This window comes from Micropepsis pineolensis, assembly GCF_055392125.1.
Map to the genome: position 1 here is coordinate 3,069,999 of NZ_AP042408.1, position 21,510 is coordinate 3,091,508.

Sequence of the window (21,510 nt, forward strand, 5' to 3'; positions counted from 1 at the left end):
GAAGGGGAACTAAACTAGAACAGAAATCAGGCGTTTCGCATTTGTTCGCCTTCTCAAGGTATCTCTTCTCATGGGGGCAGCATGTTGACCCGCAAACAATATGAACTGTTAATGTTCATCCACGAACGCGTGCGCGAGTCCGGTATCCCCCCCTCGTTTGACGAGATGAAGGACGCCCTCGACCTCAAATCCAAATCGGGTATTCACCGCCTGATTACGGCGCTGGAAGAACGCGGATTCCTCAAGCGGATGGAAAAGCGCGCCCGCGCCATCGAAATCATCAAGCTGCCCGACAATGTTTCCGAAACCCTGCGCCCGGCGGTCAGCCGCAACCAGGTTCAGCGTATGAGTCCGCCGCGCCAGCCTCGCGGCGATGCGCGCACACCGGAAAACCGCGCATCAGAAAATCGTCTCGCAGACACCCGCATTGGCGGCACCCCGCGCCATACTGCGCTGGAGGGGGACAGCATTTCCGTGCCGATGGTCGGCAAAATCGCCGCCGGTATGCCGATTGAAGCCTTACAGAACAAAGTCGCTGATATTCCGGTGCCCGCTGGCATGATCGGTTCGGGCGAACATTATGCTTTGGAAGTCGCCGGGGACTCGATGATCAACGCCGGGATTCTGGATGGCGATACCGTCATCATCCGCCATGTCGACACCGCCAACAATGGCGACATCGTCGTGGCCCTGATCGGCGGGACAGAAGCAACCCTGAAACGGCTGCGCCGCCATGGGGCCTCGATTGCGCTCGAAGCCGCGAACCCGGCCTATGAAACCCGGCTGTATGGTGCTGATCAGGTCCAGGTTCAGGGCAAGCTGGTTGGGCTGTTACGCCACTACTGAACGGGCAATTTTATCGGTGCCATGGCATAGACCAGGGCCGCACACCGCGACGTGCGGCCACGGACACCATTCTAATTTGGGGCGTGAACCAAACGGCATAACCGCCACCATCCAGCACATCAAAGCGATCAATCACCAGCGGGGCGGAACACAGCCAGTGAGCGGGCACCATGCTCACCACGATACGGGCATGGGCGCAATCTTCTGCCAACGCATCGACGCGCGTATCAAAAGCCATCACACGGCCATCATAAGTCGTGGCGAGGCACCCCAGATCATCACAGCGCACGCCGCGACTGTCGCTTACCGCGTCGGGAACATCGCGCGGATCAGCCTCGCGCCTAAGCCAGTCAGCCGCGGCATAACGGTCTTTAGGCTTTTGCAAAAAGATCAACGTACCCTGTCGCCCCCGCACCGCCACAGCACCGAAATTCTGCGCCACCAACAGATCAGGCGGGCGCACGGTCAGTGACCAGCAGATACCGCCAGCAATGGCGATCAGGCCAAACCAGCGCCAGCGTTTAAGCCACAGCGCGCACCACAGAAAACCGCCCATCACCGCGATCAGACTGACCAGTGGCCACACCGGCGCCAGACTGCCCGCCCCCGGCATCGCCGCCACCCAAAAGGCAATCGCGCTCATCACACCAACGCCCTTGCCCATCAGCCACAGGGGGGCAGCCTCCAGTCCGAAAGGCATCGCCACCATCGCTGCGGTAGCCGCTGGCATGATGATAAAACCCACCACCGGTTCGGCCAGCAGATTAGAAATCAGGCCGTATTGTGATGCCCTATTGAAATGAAATATCGCAATCGGGGCAGAAACCAACCCAGCAATCAGACTTACAGCAACAATACCACCAGCATAGCGCAGCAATTTCAGCGGCCAGATCGTTTCAGTCGGATGGTGTCGCCGCCGAGCGGCCAACCACTCGGCAAGTGCTATCAGACCAACCACAGAGGCAAACGACATCTGACAGCCCGGATCTGCCAGACTTTCCGGTTCGATAAGTAGAACAATGGTCGCCGCCAGTGCCACCGAACGCATTGACAAAGCGGGCCGATCGAACAAAATGGCGCAGAACATGGTGGCCAGCATGATTTCAGAGCGCACCGCAGGCGGGTCCGCCCCGCTGATAGCGAGATAAAACGCCGACCCGGCCAGCGCCGCCACGGCGGCCCATTTCTTTATGGGATAGCAGAGCGCAACGGTCGGCAGCAGCGCCAGTAACGCCCGGATCACCCAGAAGAAGATCCCCCCTGCCAACGCCAGATGCACGCCGGAGATCGACAGCACATGGGTCAGGCCGGAATTGCGATAGGCTTCCTCGGTTTCCGGTAAGACCCCGGCCCGCTCGCCGGTAATCAGGGCAGCGGCAATTGCCCCGGCATCGCCCGGCACGGCGGCAGTGATCCGCGCCGTCATGCGGTCACGAAGCCGCTCCAGCCCGGCGCTGGTACTTTCCCACAAGGTCAGGGCGCGGGGCGGCGGCACCGGATGCGGCCTGCCATAGCTATAGCCCGTCGCGCCGATGCGCCGGTAATACGCCCAGCGGGCAAAATCATAATCGCCCGGCATAGCGGGCCCCGGCGGAGGCATCAGCATGGCGGTCAGCCGCACAAAGCTGCCCGGAGCGGGCAGATCCTGGCTATAGCGGACGCTGACCCGGATGCGCGCCGGTGTCTGATTATCAGATGTCCGATAATGCAGCCGCCGGATCGGTTCGGGGGCCAGCAGCAGGCGCATCCCGTCGCCGCGCGGTTCAGCGGCCACCACCCGGGCGATCACCCGCAGCGGCCCGAACGACGCCCCCAGCACCGGGGCGGCCACCATATGGGTGCGCAGGATGGCCGCCGCAAAACCCAGACACAGCGCCGCCACCAGCAGAAAGCCAAACCGCCCGCTGCGGCCCCACCATACCGCCACCACGGCCAGCAGAACCGCCACCACTCCGCACCAGCCCGCAGGCTCCAGCGGCAGGGCAAAATAGCACCCCACGCCCGTGCCCAGCGCCACCGGCAGCCACAGCGGCCAGCGGTCATGCTCGGCATACGCTGCCGCGCGCAGGAAACGCACCGCCGCCCACGGCCAACCCAGGGCGGCGCGGATGAGCAACGCCGGATACGACCAAAATCCCCTCATCCGTGCAAAATAGCGCAACACCCACCATAGGAAAGGTGATTTTTGCGTCATCGGACCTACCCCTTGGGCGGGCTGTTTGCTAAACCCGGCGCACAAGGAACCTTCAACGACAGCGATAATGACCGATACAAGCAAGCCCGTTTTGCGTTTTGCCCCCTCGCCCACCGGTATGCTGCACATCGGCGGTGCCCGCACTGCCCTGTTCAACTGGTTTTATGCCCGCCACTGCGGCGGCAAGTTTGTGCTGCGCATCGAGGACACCGACCGCGAACGCTCGACCCCGGAGGCGGTGTCGGCGATCCTGAACGGCCTTAAATGGCTGGGCATCGATTGGGATGGCGAACCGGTCTATCAGTTCACCCGCGCCAGTCGCCATCGCGAGGTGGCCGAACAGCTTCTGGCCATGGGCAAGGCGTATCGCTGCTATGCCACGGCGGAAGAGCTTACCGCCATGCGCGAGGCGCAGAAGAAGGCCGGTCAGCCGATCCGTTATGACGGCCGCTGGCGGGATCGTGATCCGTCGGAAGCCCCGGCCGGTGCGCCCTATGTCGTGCGCTTAAAGGCGCGGCAGGAAGGCGAGACCATGGTCCATGACGTGGTGCAGGGCGATGTCCGCTTCGACAACAAACAGCTCGACGACATGATCCTGCTGCGTTCAGACGGCACGCCAACCTATATGCTGGCCGTGGTGGTGGACGATTACGACATGGGCATCACCCACATCATTCGTGGTGACGACCATCTGAACAATGCCGCCCGCCAGATGCAGATCATCGAGGCGATGGGCTGGCCGGTGCCGGTTTATGGCCATGTGCCGCTGATCCACGGGCCGGACGGGGCCAAGCTGTCCAAGCGCCACGGCGCGCAGGCGGTGGAAGAATATCGCGACATGGGCTATCTGCCGGAAACCATGCGCAATTACCTGCTGCGGCTGGGCTGGAGCCACGGCAACGAGGAGATTTTCTCGACCGCGCAGGCCACCGAATGGTTCAACCTCGACAATATCGGCAAGAGCCCGGCCCGCCTCGACTTCAAGAAGCTCGAGAACATGAACGCCCATTACATCCGCGTGAAAGCCGACGCCGATCTGGTGGCGGTGATTGAAGGCTGGATCGGGCGCGAGGCAACGCCGCGCACCCTGTCGGACACCGCGAAAACGCGCCTGACGGCCGCGATGCCGCTGCTCAAAGAACGCGCCAAGACGGTGGGCGAGCTGGTGCAGGCGGCCGAGTTCCTGTTCAGCGACGGCGCACAAACGCCGGATGAAAAGGCCGCCAAGCTCTTAAGCGATGAAGCCCGCGGGCACTTAAAGGCGTATCTCGCCACCATCGCCACCACACCATGGACGGCGCAGGATCTGGAAGAAGCCGCCCGCGTCTATGCCGAAGGTGCAGGCATCAAACTGGGCCAGATTGCCCAGCCGATCCGGGCCGCCTTGACCGGCAAAACGGTGTCGCCGCCGATCTTCGCCATGCTGGAAATTCTGGGCAAGGACGAAGCCCTCGCCCGGCTTACCGCCCCGGCAGGGTAAAACGGGCCTGATAAGCGGCCAACGGGGTATGGGATAGGCTTTATGTGTGCCCCGCCGATGCAGGCGACCGCCCCACCGGCACGGCCCCAGCCGTGCAAGACGGGGCAGATCCCGGATAACTTTTTTTAAAAGGGGCTGACAGCAGCCCCTTTTTTATGCCCACACCGGTGGTTGGATAGCGCAAAGCAGCATAGCGGCCAGACCACCGGTTTTGTTGCAAACAGAGACATTGCGCGGGGGACCTGTGCGCATGAAACGGTCCCCCCACCCCGCAGACACGCAATAAGATCGCCCGCCCGCGCAATAAATGGTCAAAAAAGCCACATTCAACGGGGCCAAAACCGCCATTTACAGCCCCTTTTCGCACCATCACGCCCCCCTCTCACCGCCCCCCCCCCGACCTCATGCTGAGCCCGTCGAAGCATGAGCTTGCCCGAAGCATGGTCTGCCATCCAGTGCCAGCCAATCCAATCCGATCTGGATGGCTGGCTGGCTCGGTGACCGGTCATGGTGAGGTTGGTGTTGGTGTTTCTGTCATCACCTTACGAAGGTGAGCGGCAGCGAACCTAAGGAAAGGGGACCCAGGTGGGGCGGGCTCATCCTTCGACTTAGCTCAGGATGAGGGGAACAAGAGGAAAACGGCAAAATCATCTTGGGCCACCGGCAAGAAAGAACTAACGTAAGTGGAGAAACTACACCCAAATCCACTATGACAGATATTGATCCCACACTGACACCTCAGGAAGAACACCTGATTAAATGCGTTGCCAAAGGTGTCCCATGGGAACCGCCATACGGATTGTGTGTCTCAGGTGTGTTGGATGACGACAATCCAGAACATGCCAGCCAGTGGCACGAAAGTAGGACCATTCGGACAGAGGTGATACGCTGTTTAGCATTGGGAGAGATATGGCCAACCCAAAAAGAACCCTGGCCGGTTCACGCCAAAGGCATACAAATTCATCACTCGCGCATTATCGGAACACTTGATTTTGAAGAGGCAAATCTTGGGCATAGCCTTTATTTTGAGAAATGCCACATTGACGAAATACCAAACTTCATACAGGCGCAAACAAAGCATTTAAGTTTTCAAGGGACGCATCTTCCAGGCATTAACGCCTGCGGGGTTAAAGTTATAGGTGACGTCTCATTGGATGATGACTTTACCGCTAACGGCCTCGTGGACTTTGATGGCGCGGCTATTAAAGGTCAATTTTCATGCAAGAATGGCCGCTTTAAAAAAGAGGAGAAAACAGCATTAAGTGTTAACTCAGCGATCATTGAAGGCTGTGTTTTCCTAGACGACGGGTTTACGGCAGATGGGCTTGTGGACTTTGTCGGTGCCGAAATACATGGACAATTAAGTTGCGAAAATGGCCGTTTTCATAACGCAGAAAGTGTAGCGTTGAATGCTAACAGTATCACAGTAGACAGTGACGTATTCCTGCGAGAAGGCTTCACCGCCGAGGGAGAAATAAATTTTCTTGGTGCCATCATAGGATCTCACTTTCAGTGCCATGGTGGAATCTTTAGCAATCCGAAAGGCTGCGCTCTTAATCTCCGCTTTGCAGAAATTGGGTCAGCTTTACGCCTAAACTCTTGCCTAGAAAAAGAAGTAAACGAGGAAAGGCTTTGGTCCGCGGCAAAAATCAGCGGCACTCTCGATATGCGGCAGGCAAAGTGCCGGACCTATTCCGATCATAAAGATGCATGGCCCGATCAAGGCAAGCTGCTGCTTGATGGCTTTACCTATGAGCGCTTTGACGAGGGCCCGACGGACTGGGAGGCCAGAAAAGACTGGCTGATGCGGCAGCCAGATGAGCATCTTGGTAAAGCGTCAGGATCAACATTTCGTCCCCAGCCGTGGGTGCAAGCAAGCAAAGTCTTGATGGCAATGGGACATGATGCCGATGCACGAAATCTCGCGTTAGTGCGGGAAATACTGCGCACACATAGTGACAATATTGGCTGGTGGCGAAGGCTCGGTCGCCACATACTCGAATACACTATTGGCCATGGCTACAAACCGTTTCGCACCCTTTGGTGGTCACTTGCCTTGTGCGTGATAGGTTGGCTGACCTTTGCTGCAGCAGGTAATCTTGGCTATATGCAACGCCAGAATAATGATCATGTACCGCCCTATAATGCAATAATCTATGCATTTGATGCGTATCTGCCGGTCGTCGATCTCGGACAGGACAAAGCATGGTTTCCGGTCAACATCCCACACGGCAGCGTACGCGCACTTGCCCCCGATGAAGGTTGGCCGGAATGCACCACGCGACTGCTTCTTGGCCACAACAGTTATCAGAGCACTCAATCACCCCCCACCCGATCCTGTGGTTTTGCCGCCGATACCAGCCTACTTTCTCGCCCCACCAGTTTTGGGCAGTGGCTGTTCCGCCACGGCATTCACCGCTTCCTCTACTGGTCTCTCGAAATCGCAGGCTGGGTGCTAATATCCTTGTTCATCGCCGGAATTAGCGGGTTGATGAAAAAGGAATAGCCGAAGACACCCGCAATAATCTGACATTGCCCGGCTTAACACTTTCTGGATGGCCGGTTCGGTGACCGGTCATGGTGAGGATGGGTGCGAAGGGCCCACCTCATTTCCCACCACCATTTTAAAAACGGGCTATCGTTTAGGGGCAAAATCCCATACCCTGCGCAATGGTGCTGTGACGCGCGGCACCGGGGCCTTAGAAACCCCTCGGTAAGTGGACAATCGCTGACCAATTTCAGCGAAACCTTGACCTATGCGGTCGGGGAGCCTGTGGCGCATGTCCAGGGTTCTTCGGAAGCTAAAGGCCATGGGGACCGTCTTACCGCGGTTTTCTAACTCCCCGACCACCAGGACAAGTGAAGGCAATACCTTTGAGGGGGCGCACCTTAAAGGCCACCCTTCGGGGATTTGTCATGAAACACACCACCACCGCCGGGATTACCTTGCCGTGTGAAGATGTCGTCCCGCCGTCATTGGTCCAAACCGCCTGCGCGCTGATCGACGATAATGCCGAATACGCATCGCAGCGCTTCTTCGCCGCCATGGCCGCGCTGCATCCCGATATACCGGGGCGCTTGCGGCACTTTCTGACCCGGCTGGAACCCAGCGGGGTGCGCCCGCTTTATGGCCACCATCTGACACTGGTGTGGCGGTCCCATCCGGCCCGGCTGGCCCGCATTGCCGCCAACGGTCAGGTCTGGACCGACATCCGCCTTGCCCGCATGCCGCAGGCCGACATCATTCGGCTGGCGCATTATTACGTCAGCGATCTGGCCGACCAGCTCCAATTGAAGGTCGATTGCACCGGAGGCGGCAATGTCTGGTATCTGCGCACGGCCTATGGCGATGCACCCCACATACGGGATTTACGCGACCGGCTCGACATCTGGGCCGGGGCCATCGAACGGCTGACCGCCAGCCTGCAACGGATGTACCCCGAACCGGGGTGAGGCGGATTTTATTGCCCCCCTCCCCCCTCTGCCGGGCACGGGATGAGGGTGCCTGTGATGGCTGGGGGCGCTATAAATAGGGCGGGCGGCCCACCGCCCGCACCATTTCAACCCAGAAGCGTTTTATCAAGTCAAAAGAAGACTTTATTGCGTATCAGTACCAAGATTGCCTAATTTTCATGCCCTGCGCCCGGCAAGGCATGAAATTAGATGACTTGACCTTGGTAACCAATTTATAGTCTCTCTCATCGGATAATTGCATACCGGTCCCATGACCGGATTTGGAGACGAATGATGAGAGAGAGCAAGGCCATTCCCGCCGATCAGGCCACCCTGATCCTCGGGGACAAATCCTATGAATTGTTGACGCTGTCCGGCAGTCTGGGGCCGGATGTCATCGACATTCGCAATCTCTATAAAGAGACCGGCTTTTTCACCTATGACCCCGGTTTCACCTCGACCGCCGCCTGCGAAAGCGACATCACCTTTATCGATGGCGACAAGGGCGTGCTGCTCTATCGCGGCTATCCGATTGAGATGCTGGCGGAAAAATCCTCGTTCCTCGAGGTTTGCTATCTGCTTTTGTACAGCGAGCTGCCGACCGAGCAGCAGATGGGCGATTTCAATAACACCATCACCCACCACACGCTGGTGCATGAACAACTGGCCGCGTTCTATCGCGGGTTCCGACGTGACGCCCATCCGATGGCGATCATGTGCGGCATTGTTGGCGCGCTGTCGGCCTTCTATCACGACTCGGTGGACGTTAACGACAGGGCCCAGCGCGAACTGGCCAGCCACCGGCTGATTGCCAAGCTGCCGACGATTGCGGCGATGGCCTTCCGCTATTCCACCGGCCACCCCTTCGTCTATCCGCAGAACAAGCTCGGTTACACCGAGAATTTCATGCGCATGTGCTTCTCGGTGCCGTCCGAGGAATATGTCGTCAATCCGGTGCTGGCCAAGGCGCTGGACACCATCTTCATCCTGCACGCCGATCACGAACAGAACGCCTCGACATCGACCGTGCGGCTGGCTGGCTCGTCGGGGGCCAACCCGTTCGCCTGCATCGCCGCCGGTATCGCCTGTCTGTGGGGCCCGGCCCATGGCGGTGCCAACGAAGCGGCGCTGAAAATGCTGCAGCAGATCGGTTCGGTCGACCGCGTGCCCGAATTCATCAAGCGCGCCAAGGACAAGAACGATCCCTTCCGCCTGATGGGCTTTGGCCACCGCGTCTACAAGAATTATGACCCGCGCGCCAAGGTGATGCAGAAGCAGTGCCACGCCGTGCTCGACGAGCTGGGGATTGAAACCCCGCTGTTAAAGGTGGCGATGGAGCTGGAACGCATCGCCCTGCAGGACGAGTATTTCATCGAGAAGAAGCTCTATCCCAATATCGACTTCTATTCGGGCATCACGCTGGCGGCGATCGGTTTCCCCACCAGCATGTTCACCGCGCTGTTTGCACTGGCCCGCACCGTGGGCTGGATCGCCCAGTGGAAGGAAATGCTGGAAGACCCGCATCAGAAGATCGGTCGCCCGCGCCAGATCTATACCGGGTCGAAGAAGCGCAACTATGTTCCGATCAAGAAGCGCAAACCCATCGCGGGCTAAGCCACAGCCCCATACGTGCGAAAAGGCGGGAAGAGACCTTCCCGCCTTTTTTGTTGTATTCACAGCACCTTAGCAGGAAACACCCCATACCATCCGACAATAACCACAAAAAATTCATGCGAATATACTACCTAAGATAGAATATAGGGAATATACCCACAGCCGCACGCGGAAATTACTCTGCCTGCTTCCTGCAATTAGGGGTGTATCATGACAAATTATGTCGTTCAGACCGGCAATTGTCTGAATGTCTCGCTCGTCGCCAACGGGGGTACGGGCTACACGTGGGTTCTGACCGCCCTGCCGGCGGGCCTGGGCCTTGTCGATATTACCACCACAGTATCCAGCAAGCTGCCTCTATACGGCGGCCCGGTGACCTACACTTTCACCTTCGCCGGCATTGCCAAGGGCAAGGGCAAACTGGCTTTTGAGCTTTTGCGGGTGTGGGAACCGCAAGACCCTGCGGACAAACAGGAAGACACCGTCGAAATCACGGATTCGCCCGCCGATGCCGCCAAGAGCGAAGCCGGGCGCAACACCTTCGCGCCGCTGGCCTATATCGCCTGCGAAGGCGAGCATGAAGGCAAGGTCGTTCTGCACAGCAGTGCCAATTGCACCACCAAATACGGCGCACCGACCGGCACCGGCGAATGCCGCACACTGTACGGTATGCCGGTTATGCCTTACGGCTTCCCGCCGGTGACCGATTATGGCATCCCGCCGCACCACCAGATCGTGCCGATGTATATCGTCGTTACCAAACCTGAGAAGAAATAATCCGTACAAAGAAATACCTGCCGGGGTTCGCCCCGGCAGCGCCTGTATTTTATCAAAACGAATAGCGCTGTGTCACATTCAGGGGGAGTAAGATGGACAATCCGATTACCGCGGTTTGGGAAATCACCATGGGCTGCAACATGCGCTGCAAGCATTGCGGCTCGTCCTGCGCCAAACCCTTACCAGAGGAACTGAACACAGCCGAGGCGCTGGCTCTGTGCGAAGATATCGGCGATCTCGGCCTCAAATGGATTACGCTGTCGGGTGGCGAACCGCTTATCCGTCAGGACTGGCCGCAACTGGTGCGCGCCTTACGCGCCCGTGGTGTCATCCCCAACATGATCACCAATGGCTGGATGTGTACGGAAGAAATCATCGACACCGCGAAGGACGCGGGGATCGGCACTTTTGCTGTCAGTCTGGACGGGCCGCGTGACGTGCATGACTTCATCCGCCGCGAAGGGGCTTTCGACCGGGCGATCATCGCGATGAAAACGATGGCGGCCAAAGGCATTGATGCTGGCGCTATCACCACGGTGCAGCGCCGCAATATTGACCGGCTTGAAGAAATCTACGACACGCTGCACACCGCCGGCGTAGAGGTCTGGCAGTTGCAGATCGGGCTGCCGATGGGCAACCTCGGCCATGGTGAGAATATCGACATGGTTCTGCCGCCGGAATCCATCGACCGTATCATCGACTTTATTCATCAGCACAGCACCGATCCTGACATGTCGATTTTTCCCGCCGACTGCCTGGGATATTACAGCGTGAAAGAAATCGAAGCCCGCACCCGCGCCAACCGCTCCGACGAACCGATTTCCTGGATCGGCTGCAACGCGGGCAAACGCAGCTTCGGCATTCTGCACAATGGCGACATTCTCGGCTGTACCTCGATCCGCGACCGCAGCTTCATCGAAGGTAATATTCGCGAACGGCCGCTGGCAGAAATCTGGCATGATCCGGAAAAATTTGCCTGGAGCCGCACCATTACCAAGAAACAGCTTAGCGGCCGTTGTGCGGGCTGCGGCTATGGTGATGTCTGCCTCGGGGGCTGCCCCAATACACGACTAACCATGCATCAGTCGATTTATGCCGAGAATGATTACTGTTCCTACAATCTGGCGCTGGGCCGCGCTGAAGCTATTCTCGATACGGTAAGCGAAGCGTCGGAATTGCACCGCATTGCCGATGGGTATCTGCAGGAGGGGGAGTATCAGCTCGCCGCGCTGGCCTTCGAGCGTTATCTGCAACGCCAGCCCAACGATATAGCGGCGCTGGGGTCCTATGGTTTTGCGTCTTACGCGCTGCGTAACTTTGAGACCGCCCGCAAGATCAACGAAAGGGCGCTCGAACTGGCCCCTGACGACATCTATGCCACCAAAGGTCTGGGGGTTGTATTGCACAGTATGGGCCAGTCGGATGCCGGCATTGCTATGCTGCGCCATGCCGTTGAATTGGCGGACCGCAAGGGTGCGGCGGACGCAGAAGTGCTCGACAGCTATCATGACCTGGCTGTGGTCTTCCTGCAGTCTGGCCGAAAAGACGAAGCCCGCGCGGTGTTGGAACGGGTCCGGGACATTGCCCCCGCCTTTGCCACCAGCCACCCCGAGCTCTATCAGGCGGCAGAATAAGCCCTCAGATTCCGGGCAACGCCAAAGGCGGGAAGAAACCTTCCCGCCTTTTTTTTCACACCAAACGCCACGCCATAGCCAGTCACCCGTGCAGCGTGTATAGAGCACCCGCACGGGCGTATGGTCGAAAAGGGCGGCAGCATGGCGGTAAAACACATTGGTATTCTGGTGTTTGACGATGTCGAGGAGCTTGATTTTGTCGGACCCTGGGAAGTTTTTGCCACCGCTGCGAACAAAGCCGAAGCCGCAGGGCTGACCGTCTATCGGCCCTTACTGATTGCGGAAAACAAAGGCCTGCGACGCTGTGCCAAGGCCTTGCGCGTACGACCCGATACCGACATTGCCAGCGCCCCGCCGCTTGCCATTCTGCTGATCCCCGGCGGTCAGGGCACCCGGCGCGAGGTCAACAATCCGCCGCTGCTGGCCTGGATCGCCAAAACGGCCGCCGCGGCAGAATGGGTGACATCGGTTTGCACCGGGGCGCTTTTGCTATGCGCTGCAGGCCCGGCACGGGGCAAAACCGTCACCACGCACTGGGCTTTTGTTGAAGCCCTTAAAGCCCGTGGCGAAGCCAAAGCGGTACGCGATGATTGCCGTTTTGTCCAGGATGGCAATCTGGTCAGCGCGGCGGGCGTTTCCGCCGGTATCGACATGGCATTGTGGCTGGTGGGTCAGCTCTATACACCGGACTTTGCCCGTCAGGTCCAGCGCGCCATACAGTATGAGCCGCAGCCGCCCTACACCGAAGCATAGGAGTCCTTGAATATGTCTTACGGATACAGATTTCAGCGCAGATCGGGCAGCAGCACCGTGCCCCCAGATGATCTGCCACAAGAAAGGCAACGCACCCGCATTGATATCCTTGAGCTGGCGCTGGTCACCTTGCTCTGTGGCCTGCTCTTGGCGGATGCCATCATCCCAGCGTTGCCTGATTGGCTGACGTCTGTCACCATTTTTGTCGCGCTATGTTGCGTGCTGCTACGCCTGAAGCGACGTTGCCATAACAGAGGCACATGGGGAAGCCGGTGAGAATGCTCTCAACAACTATTACGATCTTGCCGTAATTTATTTCTAATTCAGCCGCAAAGGCGAAGCTCAGGCGGGACGTAATCGCGTCCGCGACTTTGCACCGGAGGGGCGTCACAGCGCACCCAGAACTGTATCAGGCTGCAGAATAAAACCATCGGTGAATAGCAAACCAAAGGCGGGAAAACCTCCCGCCTTTTTTTGTTATTTGCAGATGATCTGGTGCTTATGGATACAGTTCCCGGCGCAGATCAGGCACCACGCGGGCCAGCTCGGCCGCAACCTCGGCCGAGAAAATATCGGCCCCCTTGTCACCGATATGGGTGTAGTCGAACACGATGCTGGGCCGCCCCTGCGGGGTTTCCACCACCTCGGTCGCTTTCAGGTCAACCGGGGCTTTGGATTCTTCCGGCGTGGCGCTGATCGTGGTGCCTTTGGCGGCAGCGTCCAGCACATAGCGCGGTGGCAGCATTTCGGCCAGTTTTGTCGCCTCCACCGGCCCCATCTTCTGCACCGCGGCACCGGATACGGCATGCAGATCGACCAGCGGCACCTCCATCTCTTTGGCCACCGTGATCGCGGCATCGGCCCACGGCTTCAGATCATCCTGCAGCGAGCCATCCTTGAACGAGCGGCGCGTCAGCGGCGTCACCAGCACCGGAATGGCCCCGGCGGCGCGGGCCTCTTTGACATACAGGGCCAGATTGGCGGGAAATTCCGTGTACAGATCGGTTGAGCGGCCCGGCTTACCCGGCTGATCGTTATGGCCAAGCTGGATCAGCACATAAATCTTGCTGTAGCCCGGCGTTTTCATTTCCGACAGCGCCAGCGCCCACGATCCTTCGGCGCGATAGCTGAAGCTGCTGCGCCCGCCGCGGGCCAGATTGATGCACGACACGAAGGACGACAGATGATGGGCACAGAAAGCCCCGCCCCAGCCACTGCCGACCTGCATGGTGGAATCGCCGACCAGAATGATTTTCTTCGCATTGATCGGTTTAACCGCCGCGCGTTCGGCCACATCGGTCACGGCGGGCGGCTGGGCCGCCGCTGGCGGGGCGGGCAGATGGGTCGGCTCCTGTGCCAAAGCGGGCAGCAGCATCGCCGCCCCGGCCATCAAAAAATACGCAAAAACGTTCACCAGAATATCCCCCTGTTTTGTTATCCATACCGCGTTATGACACCGGTTACTTTTACCCTATAACACAGGCCCCACTCGCTGTCAGCGGCCCCGCTGCCGGTGCACGAAAACTTGAGCGGTAAGGCCGGGGGTAAGCGCTGACGGGGTGGCAATTTTGCGGCGCGGTAAACTTTTGGCAAACGCACAGCGTTGACAAAATGTGAATGGCGAAAATAACCGCGCAATTCCGGCGATAATACGCACACGGATTTTACCAAGCATTTTAAGGGTGCGGAAACGCTATCCCGCGCCACCACCGCGCAAGCCACGCCCAGCGCCGTATAGTCAGCGCCAGACACCCGTTCACCCCACCCAGGAGAAACCGATGATCCCTGCTGAACAGACCTATGGTTTTTATACCCCGACGGTCGCCCTGATGGGTGTGGGCTGTTCCAAGGATGCCGGTACCCAGGCCAAGGCGCTGGGGGCCAAACGCATTTTGCTGGTGACCGATGCCGGCATGGTCAAGCTGGGCCACGCCGACCGTATCCGCAAACTGCTGGAAGCTGCCGGTCTGGCGGTAACTGTATTTCCCGGTGCCGATCCCAACCCCACCGACAAGAATGTGCATGACGGTTTGGGCGTGTATCAGTCCAATGGCTGCGATGGCATTGTCTCGCTCGGCGGCGGCAGCTCGCATGATTGCGCCAAGGGTATTGGCATTGTGGCGGGCAATGGCGGTCATATCCGCGATTACGAAGGCCTCGACAAATCGGTCAAACCGATGCCGCCGTTTCTGGCGATCAACACCACCGCCGGCACCGCCAGCGAGATGACGCGGTTTTGCATCATCACCAACACCGACACCCATGTGAAGATGGCGATTGTCGACTGGCGCTGCACCCCGACGGTGGCAATCAACGATCCGCTGCTGATGGTGGATATGCCACCATCGCTGACCGCCGCCACCGGCATGGATGCGCTGACCCACGCGATCGAGGCCTATGTCTCGACCATTGCCACCCCGATTACCGACGCCTGCGCCATCAAGGCCATCACCCTGATATCCGACTGGCTGCGCCCCGCCGTGGCCCATGGCGGCAATATCGAGGCGCGCGACCGCATGGCCTATGCCGAATATCTGGCTGGTATGGCGTTCAACAATGCCAGTCTGGGCTATGTTCACGCCATGGCCCACCAGTTGGGCGGCTTCTACAATCTGCCCCACGGCGTGTGCAACGCCATCCTGCTGCCCGAGGTCTGCGCCTATAACCTGATTGCCTGCCCGTCGCGCTATGCCGATGTCGCCGTGGCGCTGGGCGAGGACATCATGGGCCTGACCGATGTCGAAGCGGGCGAGAAGGCCATCGCCGCCATCCGCCGCATGGCCAAAGATGTCGGCATTCCCAAAGATCTGTCGGTTCTGGGCGTCAAGGAACAGGATTTGGAAGTCATGTCCGAGAACGCCAAGAAAGACGCCTGCCAATTGACCAATCCACGCACCGCCACCCTCAATCAGGTGGTCAAGATTTTTCAGGCGGCTTTGGTGCGGGATTAGCCGCCGCATTCTCTCCCCTCCCTGTTGCATCGAAAGACACTGGCCACCCTCAGGGGTGGCCTTTTTTTCGCCCGCAGTCCGCGCCCAGGCGAACGGCGTTCTTGACGAACAGTGTTCGCGCACGTACGCTGCTGGCATGAAAACACCCGCCCCCAGTCGCCGCAGCCGCCCCGCCAAAGCCCCGTTAAGCCGTGACGCCATTGTGGCGACCGGCCTGACGGTTCTGAAGGCGGATGGCTTTGCCGGGCTGACGCTTCGGCGCATTGCCACGGCGCTCGATACCGGCCCGGCCTCGCTCTACGTCTATTTCCAGAATTTTGACGATCTGCGCAGCGCCATGCTGGAAGCGGCGCTCAGCGTTATTCCCGATCCGCCCGCCACCGGGCTGTGGCGTGACCGGCTGAAATCCATACTGGTCGCCTACAGCGAACTGCTGATTGCCACGCCGGGGCTGGCGCAGCTGGCCCTTGCCGCCATCCCGATTGGGCCGAAAACGCTGCATTGGTGCGAAATCATGCTGGCCCTGATGAACGAAGGCGGCGTGCCCGATGCCGTGGCGGCATGGGGGCTGGATTTGCTGATGCTCTATGTCACCGCCGCCGCCGCCGAGACCACGCTGAAGGTCGAACCGGACCGGGGCGTCAGCCGCGTGTCCGCCGCCATGGGGGGGCTGTCGCCGGCGGAGTTTCCCAACATCCACGCCCAGCTGGGGCCGTTGGTCAGCGGCACCAGCGTCGAACGCAGCGCCTGGTCGATTGATGTGATTATCGACGGGCTGATCTCGGCCGAACCACCCAAGCTGGGGTAGCCGCGCCGCCCCATCACGTCTCCTCCCCCGTTACTACGGGGGAGGTGGCTTGCGAGCAGTAGCGAGCAAGACGGTGGGGGCGGTGGTGAGTTTGCCCCCATCCCGCGGGCGCCAAATGCGCCCGCGGACGTCCCCCGCATAAAGCGGGGGAAGAGACGTTTCAAATTGTCCGTACACTGATAACTGTCATTCCCGGCGAGAACGGATTGCGCAGCAATCCGTTTGAGGGAAGGCAAACCAGGTGCATCCGCATTTGCACCTCTGACAAATCACATCACGACATTTTTTGAGATACAAGTGACAGAAACAACTGGATCCCCTTCCCTCGATCTCGCTACCGCTCGCCCTCGCCGGGGATGACAGGTTTGTGCGCGCCACACATTTCCTCCCCCATAGTAACGGGGGAGGAGAAGGATTCACTTCCCCAGAAACTCCACCACGGCCTTTGCTGCCCTAAGGGACGGAGGCTGGCCACCCAGCCCCATGGCCTGCATGGCGGCGTGTTGGTCTGCACACTGACGATCACGCAAAGCCTTATCGGTAAAGCGCGCAATCACCGCATCGCTTAATTTTTCCGCTGTGCAATTGCCCTGAATAAATTCGGGCATCACTTCGGCATCGGCGATCAGGTTGGTCAGGCTGGCATACTTCACATGAATAAACCGGCGCACCAGCGCGGCGGTGATCGGGGCGACGTGATAGCCCACCACGGTCGGCGTGTCCGACAGCGCCAGTTCGGTCGTCACCGTACCCGACGCGGCCAGTGCCACATCGGCGGCAGCAAAGGCGGCGAATTTATCGGCCTCGCCTTCAATATAGTGCAGCGGCGCGGGCCATTCCCGCGTGCCTGCCCGCACCCGGTCCGCCACATGCGGCACCAGCGGAATAAACGTCACCAGCCCCGGCACAGCCGCCGCGACACGCGCCACAGCCGCGCGGAAGGGCTCCAGCAGATGGCTCACCTCGCCATTGCGGCTGCCGGGCAGCACGCCCAGCAACGGCGCATCGGGCGCAATGCCAAGGCGCGCACGCAATTGCGCACCGCCCACCATCTTGGTGGCGCGTTCCACCGCCGGGTGGCCGACAAACACCGATTTCAAGCCATATTTTTCAAAGAACGGCGGCTCGAACGGCAGCAGCGCCAGCACCAGATCAAGATATGTCGCCATCGCTTTGGCGCGATAGGACCGCATGGCCCAGACCTGCGGGGCAACGTAATTGATGATCTTAATCTCGGGCGCGGCCTTGCGAATGCGGCGGGCCACACGCTGGGTGAATTCCGGGCTGTCGATGATGATGACCGCGTCGGGGTTGGCGGCAACGGCAAAGCCGACCACCTGCCCGATCAGGCCAAGGATCTGTGGAATGCGCGGCACGATCTCGATAATGCCCATCACCGAGGTGGCTTCGAGCGGGAATAACGTCTGAAACCCTTGCGCGGCCATGGCCTCGCCACCGACACCGCAGAACTCGACCGCCCCGCCGGTGATCTGGCGTAACGACGCCATCAGTTGCGCACCAAGCAGGTCGCCCGAGGGCTCCCCACACACGATCATCAGACGTAACGGTTTCATGGCTTATTTTCCGCTGTGTGGTCTCACCCTTCGGGCGGGCTCACCCTTCGACAAGCTCAGGGTGAGGGGGGATGAGTAAGACCCGCTTCGACTTAAACACAGACTTCGGGCGGGCTCATACTTCGACAAGCTCAGTATGAGGTCTTTTTTGTTTACTTATTCGGCACCCTCATCCTGAGCCATCCTCCTGAGCTTGTCGAAGGAGGCCAAAACTATCGCCAGCCTATACCGCAATACCGGTGACGAACAGGCCAAGACGGTCGGCGGTTTCCACCACACCGGCGCGGTTCAGGATCAGGGCGCGCCCGGCTTCCACCGCAATGCCCGCCAGCCCGGCGGCGGCGGCATGTTCCACCGTGGTTACGCCAATCACCGGCAGGTCGGTCTTGCCATCCTGAATGGGTTTGACCGCTTTGACCAGCACGCCACGGCGGCGCAGCGCACTGCCCCGGAAATGCTCGGGCAGGGCCGCAATACGGCCCAGCATAGCGTCGGTGCCTTCGGCAGCTTCCACCGCCAGTGCCAGCCCATCGCACACCACGGCCGCCTGACCGACATCCAGCGCCCCCAGGGCGTGGACAATGGCCAGCGCCCTGGCAATGTCCTTGTGCTGATCGGCGGTGGGCTGGTGGGCCCCAATCGGGCCGATGGGAGCCAGCAGGCTTGGTGCGGCCTCGGTCACGCTGAGCACCCGGAAGCCTTTTTCGGAAAAGATCGCCGTCAGGGTATCCAGAATGGCGTTATCGCCCAGCCGGGCCGCCGCCGCGATGCGCGGGGCCACCCGCATACCCAGCAGGTCCAGCTTCAGTTCGGAGAATTTCGGGCGCTGAATTTTGCCGACCATCAGCATTTCGGTGCAGCCCGCATTTTGCAGCGCCTTGATGGTTTTACCCGCCTCGCCTAAGCCCGCCCAAACATGGGGCAAGGCTTCGATGCGGTCATCGGCCGAACCGGTCAGCCCGACGATGAACACATCACGGCCCGCCGCACGGGCGGCTTCGGCCACCGCCAAAGGCAGATCGCCGCCCCCTGCAATAATGCCGAGCGCGCCGGTCATCAGCCTTCCGCCCCGCGCCAGGCCTTGGCGATGGGATGACGGGCCGGGGCCTCGATAAAGGCGATGACTTCGGCCACTTCCGGCACGGTGCCAAATTCGGCCTTTGCGTTTGCAACACGGTCGGCGAACGCGGCATCATCGGCCAGAAAGATCATCTCGAACATGTGGCGCAAGGCATGGATCGAGCTGCGCGGCACCCCGCGGCGCTTGATACCGATCAGGTTGAGGCCCGCCAGCTTGCAGTGCGCGCCATGGGCAATGCCATAGGGGATGATATCTTCATTGGCACCCGACACGCCGCCCAGCATGGCGCCCTTGCCGATACGGCCAAACTGCTGCACCGCCGACAGACCGCCGGTCAGCACATAATCGCCAATGGTGACATGCCCGGCCAGCAGCGTGTTGTTGGCCAGCGTGACATGGTTGCCGATCACGCAGTCATGGCCGACATGGCTGCCCGCCATGAACAGATTGTGCGAACCGATCACAGTGACGCCATGGCCCTTCTGGCTGCCGGAATGCAGCGTCACACCTTCACGGATGACATTGTCTTCGCCGATTTCCAGCCGCATGCCGGTATCGTCATTGCCATGGATCTGGGCTTCGTCGCCCACCACCGCACCGGGGTGGATCAGGCTGCGCGCACCGACGGTGGTTTCGCCCATGACCGTGGCGTGGGGCAGAAGCCGCACGCCATCGCCTAAACGCACTTTGGGGCCAACATACGCGAAGGGGCCGACTTCAACTTCGGCCCCTAAGACTGCCCCATCTTCAACAACAGCTGAGGGATGGATTTTCATATATACTGCCTGTTACTTTTCTTCGGCTTTGACCGGCACCGAAATCATGGCGCTGAACTCGGCCTCGGCCATCAGATTGCCGTCAACATACGCCTCGCCCGCGAAACGGAACACCGGCCCGCGGCGACGGATGGCTTTGACCTTCATTTCGAGCATGTCGCCCGGACGCACCGGCTTGCGGAAACGCGCCTTTTCGATGGTCATGAAATAGACGATGTTTTCACCGGCTTCCTGACCCATCGAATACATCACCAGCGCGCCCGATGTCTGGGCCATGGCCTCGATGATCAGCACACCCGGCATCACCGAGAAGGACGGGAAATGGCCCATAAAATAGGGTTCGTTGATGCTGACCGCTTTAATGCCGGTGGCGCTTTCAAACGGAACAATGTCCCGCAGACGTTCGACAAGCAAAATCGGGGCGCGGTGCGGCAAGAGCTTCTTGATGTCTTCGACATCGAGCTCAATCGGCTGCCCTGCAGTATCAGTCATGTTGGTCTCGCTTCGGTTTCTTGATCAATGCCGCCACGGCATACAATTCGCGTATCCAGTCCATCAGCGGCTTGGCAGGTACGCCGGCGTAATTGTGACCCGCTTCCAGCACCTGACCCGTGGTCAGCGCCGTGCGGCCCGCAAGCTGCGCCCCCGTCCCGATCCGGCAATGGTCGGCAATGCCAACCTGACCGCCGAACACAACGAAATCGCCCAGTTCGCTGGAGCCCGAGATACCGCATTGCGAGACAATAATGCAATGGCGCCCAACATGTACGTTGTGACCAATCTGCACCAGATTGTCGATCTTCGTCCCCTCACCGATCACAGTATCGCTTAAAGCACCCCGGTCGATGGTGGTGTTGGCACCAACCTCAACCTTGTCCTGAATAATAACGCGGCCGAGCTGGGCAATCATGGCGTGGCCGTCAGCCGAGGAGGCAAAGCCAAAGCCCTTTTCGCCGATCACCGCACCGGAAAGGATGGTGACGCGGTCGCCAATATAGCTGTGGCTGATCGTAACATTGGCCCCGATGGCGCAATGGCGGCCAATGCTGACGCCACGGCCAATCACCGTGTTGGCGCCAATCTGGCTGCCGGCACCGATTTCGACGCCCGGCCCGATCACCACACCGGCACCAAAGACCACATCCGCACCGATGACCGCCGTAGGATCGATCGCCAGTGATGGCGCAAAGGCCTTCTCGACATCGGGATAAAACAGCAAAGCCGCCGCGGCAAAAGCATGCTGGACCGAGGCGCAGGGGATCAAAACCGTATTGGCCGGCGCCGTAACCCGCCCCAGATTTTCGGGCACCAGACAGAAGCCCGCGTTGGTTTGGCAAAAATCGCTGGCGGTTCGCTTGCCACCGACAAAAAAGGCCAGCTGGCCCGGCCCGGCACCATTTAAAGCCGCCAGATCGGCGACCGGTGCATCCCCCGGCGCGCCGGGTGGCAGCGCCACGCCAATCGCCTGACACAGCGCCGACAAAGTGAAGGGGCCCAGGTTTTCGTAAAAGCGTGAATCAGCCATGGATCAGTCCATTTTAAACGCCATATGTCTGCTTTGACCGGCGG

17 protein-coding genes are annotated in these 21,510 nt (G+C 59.8%); 10 read left to right on the forward strand and 7 right to left on the reverse strand.

All coding sequences use genetic code 11. From position 1 onward, the window contains the following. Positions 1 to 81 precede the first annotated feature (81 nt). Positions 82 to 846, forward strand: coding sequence for a transcriptional repressor LexA (gene lexA, locus ACZ5RI_RS13705; RefSeq protein ID WP_464513762.1), 765 nt, complete (start codon positions 82 to 84; stop codon positions 844 to 846). Positions 847 to 856: 10 nt separating this feature from the next. On the opposite strand, the gene ACZ5RI_RS13710 is transcribed toward lexA, so the two are convergent. After that, on the reverse strand, positions 857 to 3,040 hold the full coding sequence (locus ACZ5RI_RS13710) for a ComEC/Rec2 family competence protein (protein WP_464513763.1): 2,184 nt from the start codon (positions 3,038 to 3,040) through the stop codon (positions 857 to 859). Between the two features lie 67 nt (positions 3,041 to 3,107). Here ACZ5RI_RS13710 and gltX point away from each other — a divergent pair, with 67 nt between their 5' ends. The 7 genes from gltX (at position 3,108) to ACZ5RI_RS13745 (ending at position 12,751) form a co-directional block, all read left to right on the forward strand. Beyond that, the gene (gene gltX, locus ACZ5RI_RS13715) at positions 3,108 to 4,520 is read left to right on the forward strand and encodes a glutamate--tRNA ligase (RefSeq protein ID WP_464513764.1); all 1,413 of its coding nucleotides are present in this window, start codon (positions 3,108 to 3,110) and stop codon (positions 4,518 to 4,520) included. Between the two features lie 709 nt (positions 4,521 to 5,229). Beyond that, the gene (locus ACZ5RI_RS13720) at positions 5,230 to 7,026 is read left to right on the forward strand and encodes a hypothetical protein (RefSeq protein WP_464513765.1); all 1,797 of its coding nucleotides are present in this window, start codon (positions 5,230 to 5,232) and stop codon (positions 7,024 to 7,026) included. A 410-nt stretch (positions 7,027 to 7,436) separates the two neighbouring features. Then, entirely contained in the window at positions 7,437 to 7,973 is a 537-nt protein-coding gene (locus ACZ5RI_RS13725) for a hypothetical protein (protein WP_464513766.1), read from the forward strand. A gap of 294 nt (positions 7,974 to 8,267) precedes the next feature. Beyond that, on the forward strand, positions 8,268 to 9,587 hold the full coding sequence (gltA, locus tag ACZ5RI_RS13730; RefSeq protein ID WP_464513767.1) for a citrate synthase: 1,320 nt from the start codon (positions 8,268 to 8,270) through the stop codon (positions 9,585 to 9,587). Between the two features lie 210 nt (positions 9,588 to 9,797). Continuing rightward, positions 9,798 to 10,364, forward strand: a complete 567-nt coding sequence (locus ACZ5RI_RS13735) for a protease inhibitor I42 family protein (protein ID WP_464513768.1) — start codon at positions 9,798 to 9,800, stop codon at positions 10,362 to 10,364. Positions 10,365 to 10,456: 92 nt separating this feature from the next. Then, a complete protein-coding gene (locus ACZ5RI_RS13740; protein ID WP_464513769.1) occupies positions 10,457 to 11,998 on the forward strand; it encodes a radical SAM protein in 1,542 nt (513 codons plus the stop codon). A gap of 141 nt (positions 11,999 to 12,139) precedes the next feature. Further along, positions 12,140 to 12,751: a DJ-1/PfpI family protein gene (locus ACZ5RI_RS13745; protein WP_464513770.1), complete on the forward strand. Its 612-nt coding sequence runs from the start codon at positions 12,140 to 12,142 to the stop codon at positions 12,749 to 12,751. Positions 12,752 to 13,250: 499 nt separating this feature from the next. Here the strand turns inward: ACZ5RI_RS13745 and ACZ5RI_RS13750 are convergent, their stop codons facing one another. Further along, on the reverse strand, positions 13,251 to 14,165 hold the full coding sequence (locus ACZ5RI_RS13750; RefSeq protein WP_464513771.1) for a rhamnogalacturonan acetylesterase: 915 nt from the start codon (positions 14,163 to 14,165) through the stop codon (positions 13,251 to 13,253). Positions 14,166 to 14,529: 364 nt separating this feature from the next. Between ACZ5RI_RS13750 and ACZ5RI_RS13755 the strand changes: the two genes are divergently transcribed. Further along, positions 14,530 to 15,702: an iron-containing alcohol dehydrogenase gene (locus ACZ5RI_RS13755; protein ID WP_464513772.1), complete on the forward strand. Its 1,173-nt coding sequence runs from the start codon at positions 14,530 to 14,532 to the stop codon at positions 15,700 to 15,702. A 136-nt stretch (positions 15,703 to 15,838) separates the two neighbouring features. After that, positions 15,839 to 16,510 (forward strand): TetR/AcrR family transcriptional regulator, encoded by a 672-nt coding sequence (locus tag ACZ5RI_RS13760; protein WP_464513773.1) that lies wholly within the window; start codon positions 15,839 to 15,841, stop codon positions 16,508 to 16,510. Between the two features lie 416 nt (positions 16,511 to 16,926). Here the strand turns inward: ACZ5RI_RS13760 and lpxB are convergent, their stop codons facing one another. The 5 genes from lpxB to lpxD form a co-directional block, all read right to left on the reverse strand. Then, complete coding sequence (gene lpxB, locus ACZ5RI_RS13765; RefSeq protein WP_464513774.1) at positions 16,927 to 18,084, reverse strand: lipid-A-disaccharide synthase; 1,158 nt, start codon at positions 18,082 to 18,084, stop codon at positions 16,927 to 16,929. A gap of 223 nt (positions 18,085 to 18,307) precedes the next feature. After that, complete coding sequence (locus ACZ5RI_RS13770; RefSeq protein ID WP_464513775.1) at positions 18,308 to 19,141, reverse strand: LpxI family protein; 834 nt, start codon at positions 19,139 to 19,141, stop codon at positions 18,308 to 18,310. Further along, on the reverse strand, positions 19,141 to 19,941 hold the full coding sequence (lpxA, locus tag ACZ5RI_RS13775) for an acyl-ACP--UDP-N-acetylglucosamine O-acyltransferase (protein WP_464513776.1): 801 nt from the start codon (positions 19,939 to 19,941) through the stop codon (positions 19,141 to 19,143). The genes ACZ5RI_RS13770 and lpxA overlap by 1 nt, the downstream gene beginning before the upstream one ends. A 12-nt stretch (positions 19,942 to 19,953) precedes the next feature. Continuing rightward, positions 19,954 to 20,433, reverse strand: a complete 480-nt coding sequence (gene fabZ / locus ACZ5RI_RS13780; protein WP_464513777.1) for a 3-hydroxyacyl-ACP dehydratase FabZ — start codon at positions 20,431 to 20,433, stop codon at positions 19,954 to 19,956. Next, positions 20,426 to 21,466 carry a UDP-3-O-(3-hydroxymyristoyl)glucosamine N-acyltransferase gene (gene lpxD, locus ACZ5RI_RS13785; RefSeq protein ID WP_464513778.1) on the reverse strand — a complete coding sequence of 347 codons (1,041 nt, stop codon included), beginning with the start codon at positions 21,464 to 21,466 and terminating at the stop codon, positions 20,426 to 20,428. Before lpxD ends, fabZ begins: the two co-directional genes overlap by 8 nt. Between the last annotated feature and the right edge of the window lie 44 nt (positions 21,467 to 21,510).